This window comes from Bacillus sp. AY2-1 (genome assembly GCF_008368965.1).
Classification (GTDB): Bacteria; Bacillota; Bacilli; order Bacillales; family Bacillaceae_G; genus Bacillus_A; species Bacillus_A thuringiensis_S.
On sequence record NZ_QPEL01000012.1, the window covers coordinates 36,759 to 51,250 of the forward strand.

Below are 14,492 nucleotides of genomic sequence, written 5' to 3' on the forward strand. Positions count from 1 at the left end.
ACACTATCAATATATTATTTTTCGTTATCGTCCTCTTTTTTAGAACGTCTACCTAAGAAGAACACAAGAACTAATAATATAATTACCAGTAGTACTCCGCCGATAATGTAATATAGCGTGTAGTCTTTTTTCGCTTCTACCGCTGTATCATTTAACTTATCGGCTGTCTTTCCTTCAATTGTAAATTTCTTCGTCCATTCCCACTTTTGATCGCCATCAGTGGCTTTCACTTCTACTCGGTACATTCCTGGATCAAACGCTTTGTTTTCCCAGCTAATAGCGTAATCAAAGTTTGAGTTTGGCGCCATTCTTAAATTTTCTTTTTTCGCTTCAAATAAAACGTCTGTACCTTTTTCTTTATATACCTTTGCATCAACACTTAAATTTTTTAACATTGCTGGCTTTACGTTTTGTAAATTTGCAGTAACAACGTTACGCCCGTTAATTTGTGTTGGCTTTACTTCGTTTAATTTCATGTCTGGTTTTACTTCAGCATCCGTCTCTTTTAAAACAACGCCAATTACGTATGCATATTTATTTTCAATTTGCACACCTTCATCTTTTTTCTTTGCATTCTCATCTTCTTTTTCTTTAAAGTATAAACCACCTAAAATAACACCATCAAACGACTCACTTGGCATTTCCAAGTTTATATCAACTGTCACTATGCTGTTAGCTGGGACTTTCGTTTCTTTTGGCATTTTAGCAATTTTAGAAAACGGATATTTCAAAGTAGAATCCGTTTTTGGTTCTACTGTACTATAATCTGTAATACCATTGCTATTCGTAATTGCTGTATTAGCAAACGATTCTACCACAACTTCTTTATTCGTATCATTTTTCATTTGGACTTGAATTGTTTGCTTTTGTCCAGGTTGCATTTTCAAATCAAAATACGTTTGATTTTTATCAATTTGATTTTCTGGTATAACTGCTGTCACAGCGAATTTCATTTCAGCCGCATATACTGAAAAAGCGTTTACCATGAAGAATGTAATTAATAGTAAGCTAGTAAATAGTTTTTTTACCATCTCTTATGTAGTCCCCTTCATATCCATTTTATAGACAAGAAAGAGATAAGGTTAAAGCCATTCCCTTATCTCTTCTCATTTTCCTCTTTTATCTTAAAATTCCTCTTACTTACATAGGAGCGTCTGTTAGTTCCCAAGTTAGTGAAGTTGTGTATTGTGTTTGTTCTTTTTTCGTTTTACCTGGTACAGATAACTCTACGCTTTGTTTCGCTTCTGTTGCATCTTTACCAAACGTATTTACCCATGTACCCATACCTTGGTTTTCTTTTGCATCGATTAAATCAGATGCTGCACCACTTGGATTTAATGTGATAGATTGTTCTGCTGTTGGTGCGTCGCTACCTGCGTTTGATTTCAAAGCTGAATTTTTTAATGTTAATGCTGCACCATCCAACGCTTTATCATCTGCAGTTTTGAATTGACCATTTTGTTTTACTGTTAAATGCCATCCAGCATTTGTACCACGATTATCTGTTACTTGAACGTAGTTCGGCACGTCAATTACAGAACCGTCTACTTTTTTCTTTACTTTATCTAATTCTGCAAAGTAGATTTCGTTATTCCCTGATGCTTTTTGTGTTTTAAAGTTGAAGTTAGATACATAATCAATACTTAGTGGACCATCTGTACCTTTTTTATCTGGATCAACTGGATCTACAGTTTCATCTGGATTCTCTGGATTAACAACATCAATTTTATCTGTATTTTTCTCGAATTTAATGAATGCTTTTGAGTCTAATTTCCCGCCATCTTTCTCAGCTGCAAATGCAGACGTCCCTACTGATACTGATGATAATGTTACCGCTCCAATTAATGCTATTTTTGCTAGTTTCATAGTTTTATACCCCTTTATAATCATTTTTTAAAATTCAGTCATTCTTAATTTTCAATCTTGTATAAGCTTAGTTTGGTGTATCTTCTAAAGTCCAAGTTAACTCAGCTGAATATTTCGCACCTTTTTCTTTCGCCGTCGTACCTGGTACGAATAAGCTCACACTCTGTTTACCTTGTTCTGTTCCTTTACCAAATGCAGTCGTCCAATCACCCATACCTTTATTCTTTGCGGCAGTAGTAATTTCCACCGCATCTCCACCTGGAGCTAGCGTTACTTTATTTTTAAATGTTGTAGGTGCATATTGTGCATCAGTTACAGAATTTACAGCTGGGTTACTTAAGCTTAAAGCTGCATTTGTTAACTCACTATTACCACTTTTAAATTGTGCATTTTGCTTTACTTTCAATTTCCATCCTGCATTTGTACCACGGTTATCTGTTACAGATACGAAGTTAGGTACTTCAACTGTTTTGCTCCCTTGTTTCACTTTATCCAATTTTGCAAAGTACGTTTGATCATTACCAGAGATAACTTGCTCGCCGAAGTGTAAGTTAGAAACGTAGTTAATACTTAATGGACCTTTTGTTCCTTTTTCATGGTCATCAGGGTTCTCTGGTGTAACTTTTTCATTTGGATTTTCTGGATTGTTTGGATCTGTTGTGCTTGTATCTTCAATAAACGTTACATCGGTTTTTGATTTCATATTTGCTTTCTCTTCCGCAAATGCTGAAGTTCCTACTGCTGCAACTGATGTTAATGATACTGCACCGATTAATGCTAATTTTGCTAGTTTCATATGTACCTTCCCCTTTTCTCTGTTTTCATCTATTTTTTATTTTGAATACACTTGCTTTCCCCTAATTCTTTTGAATACATATAGAGATAAAACAATCGAAAACAATCCTATATATTGTTTGAAGTCCCGTGTCTGGCCTCCTGTTTTCGGTAAATATTTATCTCCATTTTTATTTTTATCAACTGTCTCTTTTTTTGTATTTATCTTTGTCGGATCAGTTGATGTATTTGGTGTATAGCTATTCGAAAATGTAATACCCGCTTTTGAATTCGTACTTGTAGCCGTTACTACATTTGCCATAAGAAACGGCACACATATAACTGTGGAAACGATAATACCAACTATTTTTTTCATTACTCTCTCCTTTCTAAAATTTATATATTTCATATATTTTTAGAGAGGAGCATCGGTTAATGTCCATTCTAGCTGTCCAGCATATTTTGTATTTGCTTTGACATTCGGCCCTGGTTTTACTTGTAAATGAATTCCCTCGTTTTCCTTCCAATTTAATGAAACCTCCTCGTCGTTTTTAGAAGTATACGAGAATGCTTCTATACTAGAATTACTTAAAGGTGTATCCTTTCCATTTCGTTTGTAAATCAATGCTCCCGTCAATGTGTCATTTTGCGCTGAAGTTAATGGTGTAATTTCCTTTACATATACACTCCATTTTTGCTTTTTAACACGATTATCGGTTACCTTTAAAGAATTTGAAATCGCCTTCGGTGTGTATGTCGTTGTTTTCGATGGAATTGTTACATCTCCAAAGGTAATTTCTTTTGGTACGTCTACTAACTTTAAAGTCCCATCAACGACAGTAACCGGTACTTGAATCTCCGCTTGTACACCTTGCTTCGTTTCAATTACAACCGTTACAGTATGATTCCCTATTGTTTTTGTATCCGGAATATTGATTAACTTCATTACTGATATTGGTTTATCTACATCCAAATTCGTATCTACAGATAAATCTGTCACAAATTTAGAAATATCCATTTTTGTTAAATCTGTTCCTTGCACTACTTTTTGTGGGACTGGTTTCCCAGTCGGAATACCTTTATACCTTATTTTTGCGATTCCATCTCGATTACTATCTTGCCCATTCTTATCGTCATCTAAATAGTTTTTAGCTGACACCGGTATTTCAAGATAACCATCTTTATAATATTTCATTACATCAGCACCTTTTACAGGAGAACCTGTAATTGTCATCTCGTAAATTTTCCCGTTGAATTCTTCTGTTTTTAGCGCATTTGCTTTCGCAACCGCAGTGACCTTATTGTTTTTCCTGCTAATATCAAAGAAGCTACTTACATCATCTCCACTTTCCACATCTTGAATGGAAACATCATTCACAGTAAAATCCTTATTCACTTCACTTTCTAATACAAAAGATTTCGCATAGTGAATATCTTTCGATTGAGCAGGCATATTTTGATATACCTTATAAGAAAGTTGACGGGAATTATCTTCCACGATATCTCCTATTACACTTGGAGCTGGAATTTCAATTTGTGCAATCGCTAATTGGTCGTATGATACATTAACACCTGAAGCATTTAATCTAACTTCTAGCGGTAGTTCTGTTAAATTATCAAATGTAATTGTCATATCTGCTTCTGGAGTAGCTACTGGGCCTGCTGTTCCAGAAAACTCTATTTTATTATTCCCTTTGTCTTGATACCTAATTGAACTCGTATCATACACGTATAAATTCGTTAAATGACTACCATCATTACGTAACGTTACATTTTTATAACTATTTATCCTTTTGAAATTCCACATTGCCGTTAATGGTACTTTTTTACTTGTTCCGTGTTCATAAAATTCAAAGGAAGCATTATAAGTTTGTCCTGACCTTCCGTTCCCATATAATTGTAAAAAGTTTTTTGCATCACCTTTAGTTATTGGTGTTTTAACATCTACAGATGAAGCTGTCATAGAGTGAATATTAATACGGACATCAATCCATTTCCCTTGATATTCACCAGCTTTTTTTACTAATACGTACTGTTCTCTATTTGAATTTCTAAATGTATATTGACTTTGACCAGTTCTGTCATTGCTACTACCCTTTACCTCATATGTTACTTGTGGGCTCCAAACAAATCTAAAAGCATATTTACCCGGGATAGAAGGCCCTTCACCTGTTCTATTATTTATTACCTTTACATTTGGATATCTAAGAATACTTGTAACAGGACTAGCAGCTAGTAGAGATTGGCTCTTTAATACCTTCTCAGCTTGAATAGCAGGTAATTCCTGATTATTTTCGTTTACCTTATTGCTCTCTTTTAATTCATTTTCCTTTGATACGAGTTCTTCATTAACCTTTTCTTTCTCTAAAGTATTCGTTTCTTTTGGAACTTCAGCATTAGTAGGCTTTATTTCTTGTTTTTTATTTTCTTCCGATACTTTTACTTTTTCATTTTTTTCTTTTTTCACAACTTCCTCTGAAGCCTTTGGATTTTCATCAGAAATAGCTACATTTAAAGCCTCTTTTTTCTCTACAACATGTAGAGAAGGAGATTCAATTTTCTTTTCATTACCTTCAAACTTCACTATCGGTTCAAATTTGTACTCTCCAGCTTTTTTCATTTGAATGACTACATATACGTCACCGATAGAATTACTTTGTTCATTCTTTTCAATTTTTACAATGTGATCTTCTGTTACTGAAATGTTTTGAATCGCTTTATTATTTTCATTCATTTTTTTCGTTTCTTCTTCATTAAAGAGCTGCTCATTAGATAATTTCAGCTCGATATTAGCATCTTGTTTATTTGTATTTGTAATCTTTAATACTACATTTTCATCAACTTTTATTTCTTGTTTATCCATATGAACGATAAAACGTCCTTGCTCGTCATTTGTAACCGCATAAACTTTCGTTGCAGAGTAGTCTAGCACACCAACTTGTGTAAATAATATTCCTCCAGCGAGAAGTATACGCCCAAATTTCCCTATTTGATTTTGCAATGTACTTCCCTCCCTCGCTTTTTATGTACAGAATATTCCGAACATTAAATGTATTAATCGACTAAATTTACAATCATAATGTGTATTCTGAAAAAATAAAAAGCCTGGTTGCCTTTTCGATTTTCATATATCACAACATGTGTGAAAATCCAAACTGCAACCAGACTATCATAGTAATTTTCATTACCTTAGACTCTTAGCTTTGCGACCTATCCTTTCGAACAGTGTGCCTATTTATTTTTTTTGAGACAACAAAAAGTCCAGTTGCCTCTTCGATTTTCATACACACAACTATGTGTGAAAATCCAAACTGACTATCATAGTAATTTTCATTACCTTAGACTCTTAGCTTTGCGACCTATTCTTTCGAACAGTGTGCCCATTTATTTTTGTGTGAGAATACAAACTGCAACCAGACCATCATAGTAATTTTCATTACCTTAGACTCTTAGCTTTGCGACCTATTCTTTCGAACAGTGTGCCCATTTATTTTTTTTTGAGAAAACAAAAAGTCCAGTTGCCTCTTCGATTTTCATACATACAACTATGTGTGAAAATCCAAACTGCAACCAGACTATCATAGTAATTTTCATTACTTTAGACTCTTAGCTTTGCGACCTATCCTTTCGAATAGTGTGCCAAATATAGGAATTTATTTATCGTGTTTTGAATATACCATTAAAACCCAAAAAAGAAAATAGTTTTTTTAGAAAAAAATAATTAATTTTTATAGTCTAAATTCCCCCCGGAAAATCCATAATGAAAACTTTCAAAAAACATTTTGATATTAAAAACACATCATACATTCTTTATAGATAAAGTGAAACTTTAATCAGCCCTCACCAATCGGGCTGCCCGGCAAATAGCGGGATAAAATAAAAAAACATCACTTCCAAATAAGTGATGTTTTTTGTAGTTAATGCAGTGGTAACATAACCTCAACCGTCGTTCCAACCCCAACTTCACTTTCAAAACTCATTTTACCGTTGTGGTCTTTAATAATTTTTTCTGTAACTACTAAACCTAGACCAGTTCCTGTTTCTTTCGTTGTATAAAAGGCTTCGTTTAACTTTGGAATTTTATCTTTCGGAATGCCGCATCCCTCATCTTTCACTTGAACGATGATTCCTTCTTTTACAGTAACTTTAATCGTAATTGTTCCGCCAACTGACATTGCTTCAATTGCATTTTTAATTAAATTAAAAAAGACCTGTTTTAATCGTTTTTCATCACATGTAATTGATGGTAAGTCTTTACTGTAAATACCTTGTATGTGGACTCCTTGTTTTAAAGCAGGCTTTTCCATAACTCGAATAACATAAGAGATAATTTCTTGTATGTTATGAGTTTCTGATTCTAGTGATTTAGATTTCTCAAATCCACTAAGTTCTGTAGCAATTATATGAATCCGATCTACTTCTTGTTTCATAATATCACTATAAATTTTATCCTCTGGATGCTTGTCTGCTTGTTTATTCACAAGTTTTTTTAAGTTTGCTAAAGGTCTTCTAATCTTATAACCAATAACCGTTGCCATCTTTCCAACAGCTGCTAGCTTTTCTGTTTGTTTTATTTCTTTGTCCATCATCTCAAGCGTACGAACGTAAGACTGAACCCTCAAAAATATAATCCAACATATAATAGTAAATACACTATATAATGCCATTGGGATTAAAACGAGAGAAGATTGAATAATGATTCCTGTAAAAGCGTACTTCCCGACAAGTATCGCTGGAACTAACCAGAAATATCTTTTATTCACAAAGATTGGTGCAAACAAAATAAAAAATACTTCTACTATATTTCCACCGTCAAATTCCGCATCGCTACCATAATAAATCATAATGTTGTGGATACAATCTAATACATTATAGCCAATTAGAATAATATACTTTACCGCAAAAACATTCTTCCATTTCATAAAGTATATTCCAATGCAAAACAATACTACCATCAAAAAGTAAAGCCATAAACCTAAACCATCTTCAAACTTTCCTACGCCTTCTTGCTCTCCCGCGATTAAAGGTACGATAAATTCATAGGCAAGATCATACACAAAAAATATAATAAAAAATAAACTTAAAAATACTTTCAACGCCTTTATTTCTTCATTTTTAAATATATAGCCTTTATTCATATGGTAACTCCTAGCTTTTCTTCCACTTGAATTTCAGTATTTCCACACTTCCTTGGCAGAATAATGTCTATTCTCGTTCCAGTATTTCTTTCACTTGAAATATGTAACTCACCAAGGTGCTCGGCGACAATTCGATTCGCTACTGTAAGACCCAGACCAATTTTATCTTGTTTCGTTGTATAAAAGGCCTCTGTAACACGGGCTAAGTTTTCTTGCTTAATACCATGACCATTATCAATTAAGCTGATCATCACATACTCTTTCCCTTTATTTTCTAACCGTAAATGTAATATGCCACCTTGCTCCATTGCTTCTAAAGCATTTTTTATCGTATATAGAAAGACTCCTCTTATTCTTCGTTCATCACATTCAACTTCTATTGTTTGTTCTCCCACATTAGAAATAAGCTGCACATTTAATTCATTCATTTTTTCGCGAAGAGTTGTTGTTGCTTGTAATACAATTTTTCCCAGATCATGTTTCTTATAAATAGAAGGCTTGCATGTAGCAACTTCCATCAACTCACTTATCATATTATTCATATTTTCTATTTCAAAGATCATACGTTTATAAACAGGATCCTCTTCATGCTTCTCTCTTTGTAATTGCGTAAATCCTTTTAATGAAGCGAGTGGATTTTTAATTTCATGTCCAACCGTCGCTGCCATTTTTCCGATTACTGCTAATTTTTGTGATTCACTAGCAATCGCAATACTTTCCTTTACAGCTGAAAGATATTGTAAAAATCGGTTTAAAATGATATATGCAGCTATTAACATAAGTGTACACATAATAAGGAACATAAATGCTTTTATTTCCTCTAATACAAATAAATAAATTAAATATTTTCCTACAATAGAAGAAAGTAAGATTACATAAAATTTTTTATTTAAAAATATGGGTACAAAGAAAATGAGAATAATTTCTATTATATTTGTCGCATCAAACGCCGCCTTATTATAAAAAATATACGAAAATATATTAGCGATTTCTATCCCTATGTATGCAAATATCCATGCATATTTAACAAGGTTTGCCTTCTCTTTTTTCACTAAATATATATTCACGCACAGTATTGCTACTCCGCAAATAACTTGCCATACTATGTTGTATCCCTTATCCATTATTGATTTATTGTCTAATACAATTGCATAGAAAATTTGATATACAATAACAATAACATATAACACCCATAAAAGGATTTTTGCATTCCTTTCTTCTTCTTTATATGATAGAAAACTTTCTTTCACTTCAACACCCCTTCAAAATAACATCTCAAAGAATACCATTTATTATAATAAATGATTTTCATAGACAAACAAAGATAAATCGCACATTTGAGGAAAATCATCCCAACGATGCAACATCTTCATGCTATATACAAGCATAAAAACCATAAACAATAATACGTATATTATGGGAGGTGTTTTTATGGACGGCAAAAAAAATAAAAAGATAGAACAACTCCAATCTTTCACGCGTGAAAATGAAGGAAAGGAGATGACAACAAATACAGGTGTTAAAATTTCAAATGATGAAAACTCTTTAACAGCTGGAGATCGTGGCCCTACCCTTCTAGAAGATTTCCTTATGCGAGAAAAACTTTCTCACTTTGACCGTGAACGAATTCCAGAACGAGTCGTTCACGCACGAGGATACGGAGCACATGGCATTTTTGAGTTATATGAATCTTTAGAAGAGCTAACAATGGCCCATTTTCTACAAGACCCTTCAAAAAAAACACCGCTTTTCATTCGTTTCTCTGAAGTAGCTGGATCAAAAGGAGCAAATGAAACGAATCGAGATGTAAGAGGATTCGCCGTTAAATTTTATACAGAAGAAGGAAATTTTGATTTAGTAGGAAACAATATTCCCATTTTCTTTATTCAAGATGGCATTAAATTCCCTGATCTTATTCACGCCCTTAAACCAGAGCCGCATAATGAAATTCCACAGGGACAAACAGCACATGATACTTTTTGGGACTTCATCGCCAATAATCAAGAATCAGCTGCAATGATGATGTGGATTATGTCCGATCGTACAATTCCAAGAAGCTTTCGAATGATGCAAGGATTTGGCGTTCATACATTTCGTTTCGTTAATAAAAATGGAAAGTCACGATTCGTGAAATTCCACTGGAAGCCAAAGCTCGGCGTTCATTCGTTAATTTGGGATGAAGCACAAAAACTAGGTGGTGCTGATCCAGATTACCATCGCCGTGATTTGTGGGAAAATATTAATGCTGGAAACTATCCTGAGTACGAACTTGGCATTCAAATTTTAGAAGAAGAGGACGAATTTAAATACGGCTTCGATATATTAGATGCAACGAAAATTTGGCCTGAAGAAGATTTTCCCGTTAAAATCATTGGGAAAATGACCTTAAATCGCAATGTAGATAATGTATTCGCTGAAACTGAACAAGTGGCACTACACCCTGGAAGTATCATTCGTGGTATTGACTTTACCAATGACCCTCTCTTACAAGGTAGACTCTTTTCTTATACAGACACACAATTAGCACGCGTTGGTACAAATTATCAAGAACTACCGATTAACCGTCCAATATGCCCATTTCATAACAATCAAAGAGATGGTGCGTCTAAATATATAATCGACAAAGGAAACGTTGCCTACCATAACAATTCCTTAGCAAATAATTCTCCTTATACTGTACCTGGGACAAAAGGGGGGTTCGTTACATATCCTTCTACTGTATCTGGTCATAAAACAAGGGAAACTGCTGCTAGCTTCAAAGACCACTTCTCTCAAGCTCGTTTATTTTGGAATAGTATGAGTCACGTCGAAAAAATCCATATTATACAAGCTTTCTCCTTTGAATTAGGAAAAGTCAAAAGTAAATCTGTCCGCCAACAAGTCGTTGATATGATTGGACATATTAGTACAGAATTGGCTACTTTAGTTGCAGAAGCTCTCGGAGCAAAAGTCCCAAATGTGCAAGAATCCAACGTTACAAAATCATCTCCAGCACTCAGTATGGCAAATACGACCTTTAGTCCTAATACATTACGAGTAGGTGTCATTGTTGCAAATGGATATGATGGGCCAAGCGCACAATATATAATAAATCAGTTCAAACAAGTAGGTCTTCAACCAGTGATCGTTTCCGAACGATTAGGCATAGTGCAGGGAACGTCAAATGGACATTGGGAAGTAAATGATACTTTCTTAACAGGCTCACCACTCCTTTATGATGGATTACTTCTTATCGGCGGAAAGATGGATGATCATTTTCTTAACAAAGCAAGTTCCTTTGTCGTAGAATCATATAATCACTTTAAGCCGATTGGCTCCTTCCAAAACGGCTCTTCTATTATTCAATCTTTAAATATAGAAGGAAAGCCTGGTGTTTTAATAGAACAAGACCCTACGCGACTAGCAAATGAATTTATTAAAGCTATGACAAAACAACGCTTTTGGGATAGAGCATATTCATAAAATAGGGGGACATTTATGTTTGTTACTGTCGAGAAAGATGTGCATATTTTTGTGCAAGACGTTAATCCTGGTCCAGGTAGTAAGACTGTTTTCTTCGTTCACGGATGGCCTTTAAATCATCAAATGTATCAATATCAACTCAATGTTTTACCAGAGCATGGCTTTCGCTGTATCGCCATGGATATACGAGGGAATGGGCAATCTGATAAGCCATGGACTGGTTACACGTATGATCGATTAGCCGATGATATCGCAATTGTTCTAGAAGCACTCCAAGTAGAGAACGCTACATTAGTCGGTTTCTCAGTTGGTGGTGCTCTTTCTATTCGCTATATGTCTCGCTATAATGGGCGCCGCATTTCTAAGCTCGCATTAATTGACGCTGTCTCCCCCTCTTTCGTTAAAAATCAAGAGTCTCCTTACGGTGTACCGAAAGAACAAGCAGATGCTCTCATTAATCAAATGTATGCTAATTTACCAAAATTTTTAAATGATGTATCTTTATCCTTTTTCAATAGAAACTTAGGAGCTGCAACCCTTGAATGGTTTTCTTATCTCGGTATGCAGTCCGCTTCTTATGCCCTTATCAAAATTTTACAAGCAGCTGCAAATGAAGATGTAACGAAAGATTTAAATAAAATTAACGTCCCAACAAAAATCTTCCACGGCGTTCACGACCAACTAATTCCTTACAAAAGTGCTGGGCTTACGCAACAACGAATTAAAAATTCTCAGTTACATGCTCTTACAAATAGTGGCCATGGTTCACCAATCGATCAAGCGGATGAATTAAATAAAGAACTGATAAAATTTTTACATGCATAACAACTGCAATACAAGATTGAAAGTTAACATAATCGATTTTTTACAAAACATAAAATTCACACATTTCTCACAAATATACAAATAAAACGATTACATTTTCATATATACTAAATGTACAAGTAATACTCCCTAAACCCAGCTTGTCTGGTTACCCCGTTAAATACTATGAAAAAAGAACTTGTATCGTTATACAAGTTCTTTTTGTTTCTTTTATTAAAAGAGGATTTCTTTGCTATATTGATTTCCAACGAGTAAATCATATTGAAGCATTTTATATTGCTCTAACATTTCTTTTTGTTTCTTTGTTAAATCATTGATTACTTCCCCATTTTTATCAACTTTTAATTCATCTCTAAGCACTGGTATTTCCTTGTAAAGTCCCGATAAAAATTGATAAAATGAGGATTTATTTAATCCTGCATAATCAAAAATAAGATTAGAAAAATGAATTGGGCTTACTAAACCTAAATTATCATTTGGCATATCAAAGTTTGCATACATTAATAGCGGCGTTTGCGCCATTGCTAAACGTTCACTCGGTGTTTTTTCATTCGTTATATACCCATTTTCTTTATAAAAAGATTTATTTGTTCCTAATGATGGAAGGTGATCTCCAAAGAATACTAATAATGTAGGTCTATCTAAATTATCTAGTTGCTCTATTAAATATTGAAGAGCCTCATCTGAACGTCTTAACCCTTCTGTATACGTCTCTAATTCTCCCTTTGATTCTTCATTTTCTAGCCCGCTAATTTCTATTAGATTTTCACCAAATCGGCCCTCTGTAAATGGAAAATGATTTTGCATCGTAACTGCATGAATAAATGTAGGTTGTTTTTGTTTCTCTAACTCAGCAATTATCTCTTCACTCATCGCTAAATCACTAATATAATCTCCATCAATATCCACATTTTCCATCGTGTCCTCTGCATTAAACTTATCAAATCCTAACACCTTATATACATCATCACGTTTAAAGAATGTGCGTCCAAATGAATGAATTGCACTTGTGTAATAGCCTTCTTTTTTCAAAGCCGTCGGGATTGATGGAATTTCTTTCTTATTTGTAATAACCTGCTGATATGGTATAGAACCTGGCTTTAACAAACTCATTGAATAACTCGTTAATGCCTCAAATTCAACGTTCGCCGTATTTCCCCCAAATGTAGGAGAAATAGTTTGTCCACCAGGAAAGTTTTCTATATAATGATGTAAATTTGGTACAGGATCTTCACTAAAAGAAAGGTTGGTTACTTTCGTCGGATCCCAAAACGATTCACTCATTACAAAAATAATATTCGGTTTCTCTTTTTTCTTTTCGTTCCCTATATTTCCACTATATTGTTTTTTTATATCGTTTGCTATTTGAAGCATATTTTCTTTAGAATAATTTTTTGGTTTTTCCATAACTGTTGTATCTAAATTGCTAATAAACCCCAGTACAAAACCATTTGAAGCATAGTTCTCATTTTGATTCCACAAAACAAAATCTACACCTGATTTTTTAAATACTTTATTCATAAATGTATTCGCAAAATTACCGTACGCATATAGAACAAAAATAGATCCTACTACTAATAAGGCTCTTATTCCTAGATGAATCTTTACATTTTGAATATACCTTCTCATATATATCCCTGCTACAATACAAGCTACGATACTTACGATAATGATTAAAATATAACTCCAGCTAAAATAGTCCATCACCATCGGTATAACAGATTGCATATGCGTAATTTGTGTGAAATCAGAAGGATATAACGGATCCCCTCTGAAAATAAGCTTCAAATAATTCACAATACCTAAAATGACTAACGTACAGCTAGATAAAACCATACTTAGAAAAACCTTACCTATTAAATTATATACAAGAATATATATTGCATAAATTACTACAAAACTTAATATAAACTGCATATTATAAATGTAAATCCAATTCATTGTCTCTATGAAACTCATATTAACTTGCATTACAATATAAAATAATGCTACTGCATGAGCTAGCAAAAATAATATAAAATGCACTCGCAGGGATACCCTAGGTATAGACATCTCTTTTTTATTGAAATGCGTAATATAAAATGTTATGCCCCATATGAAAATCATCATAACACTTAAAACAAGCTTTTGATTTAAATGATCTTTCATCATGTCTAAATTAAAAACCTTTAAAATCATAAACAGCATAGTTATTACTAATAAAGTCACCATACTACTTATAATGCTAGAAATTAATATACTTCTTTTCGGAAGATGAAAAAGTGTAGAACCATACTTCAATTCATTCCCTCTTTTCTATGTATTAATTTCACCCCGCATCAAAAAAACTATTTGTATTAAAATAACATATATCCTATATTTCGTCTGCAAACTTGCTTCTACTATAAATATATTTCCTTAATACTTCCTTAATCAATAGTTAAATTG

The 14,492-nt window shown here is 33.6% G+C and carries 10 protein-coding genes and 4 riboswitches; of the genes, 2 read left to right on the forward strand and 8 right to left on the reverse strand.

All coding sequences use genetic code 11. The features are described 5' to 3' along the window. Positions 1–14 precede the first annotated feature (14 nt). From DN403_RS02020 to DN403_RS02050, 7 genes are all read right to left on the reverse strand, one after another. On the reverse strand, positions 15–1,031 hold the full coding sequence (locus DN403_RS02020) for a WxLIP family cell surface protein (RefSeq protein WP_149185282.1): 1,017 nt from the start codon (positions 1,029–1,031) through the stop codon (positions 15–17). A 109-nt stretch (positions 1,032–1,140) separates the two neighbouring features. Further along, positions 1,141–1,866 (reverse strand): WxL domain-containing protein, encoded by a 726-nt coding sequence (locus DN403_RS02025; RefSeq protein ID WP_000761506.1) that lies wholly within the window; start codon positions 1,864–1,866, stop codon positions 1,141–1,143. A gap of 67 nt (positions 1,867–1,933) precedes the next feature. Then, positions 1,934–2,662 (reverse strand): WxL domain-containing protein, encoded by a 729-nt coding sequence (locus DN403_RS02030; protein ID WP_000761529.1) that lies wholly within the window; start codon positions 2,660–2,662, stop codon positions 1,934–1,936. Positions 2,663–2,698: 36 nt separating this feature from the next. Then, positions 2,699–3,016, reverse strand: a complete 318-nt coding sequence (locus tag DN403_RS02035) for an EF2685/EF0750 family sortase-dependent surface protein (RefSeq protein WP_000724871.1) — start codon at positions 3,014–3,016, stop codon at positions 2,699–2,701. A 39-nt stretch (positions 3,017–3,055) separates the two neighbouring features. After that, positions 3,056–5,641: a WxL domain-containing protein gene (locus DN403_RS02040; protein ID WP_098506037.1), complete on the reverse strand. Its 2,586-nt coding sequence runs from the start codon at positions 5,639–5,641 to the stop codon at positions 3,056–3,058. Positions 5,642–5,793: 152 nt separating this feature from the next. Beyond that, a riboswitch (cyclic di-GMP riboswitch) is annotated at positions 5,794–5,882 on the reverse strand. A 61-nt stretch (positions 5,883–5,943) separates the two neighbouring features. Next, positions 5,944–6,031, reverse strand: a riboswitch (cyclic di-GMP riboswitch). A 14-nt stretch (positions 6,032–6,045) separates the two neighbouring features. Further along, positions 6,046–6,134, reverse strand: a riboswitch (cyclic di-GMP riboswitch). Positions 6,135–6,202: 68 nt separating this feature from the next. After that, positions 6,203–6,291: riboswitch (cyclic di-GMP riboswitch) on the reverse strand. A 266-nt stretch (positions 6,292–6,557) separates the two neighbouring features. Then, positions 6,558–7,778: an ATP-binding protein gene (locus tag DN403_RS02045; protein ID WP_001032631.1), complete on the reverse strand. Its 1,221-nt coding sequence runs from the start codon at positions 7,776–7,778 to the stop codon at positions 6,558–6,560. Continuing rightward, on the reverse strand, positions 7,775–9,028 hold the full coding sequence (locus DN403_RS02050; RefSeq protein WP_149185283.1) for an ATP-binding protein: 1,254 nt from the start codon (positions 9,026–9,028) through the stop codon (positions 7,775–7,777). Before DN403_RS02050 ends, DN403_RS02045 begins: the two co-directional genes overlap by 4 nt. A gap of 181 nt (positions 9,029–9,209) precedes the next feature. Here DN403_RS02050 and DN403_RS02055 point away from each other — a divergent pair, with 181 nt between their 5' ends. After that, positions 9,210–11,240, forward strand: coding sequence for a catalase (locus tag DN403_RS02055; RefSeq protein WP_000348754.1), 2,031 nt, complete (start codon positions 9,210–9,212; stop codon positions 11,238–11,240). A 15-nt stretch (positions 11,241–11,255) separates the two neighbouring features. After that, a complete protein-coding gene (locus tag DN403_RS02060; RefSeq protein WP_098829224.1) occupies positions 11,256–12,065 on the forward strand; it encodes an alpha/beta fold hydrolase in 810 nt (269 codons plus the stop codon). Between the two features lie 213 nt (positions 12,066–12,278). On the opposite strand, the gene DN403_RS02065 is transcribed toward DN403_RS02060, so the two are convergent. Next, positions 12,279–14,345, reverse strand: a complete 2,067-nt coding sequence (locus DN403_RS02065; protein WP_000873641.1) for an LTA synthase family protein — start codon at positions 14,343–14,345, stop codon at positions 12,279–12,281. Positions 14,346–14,492 lie beyond the last annotated feature (147 nt).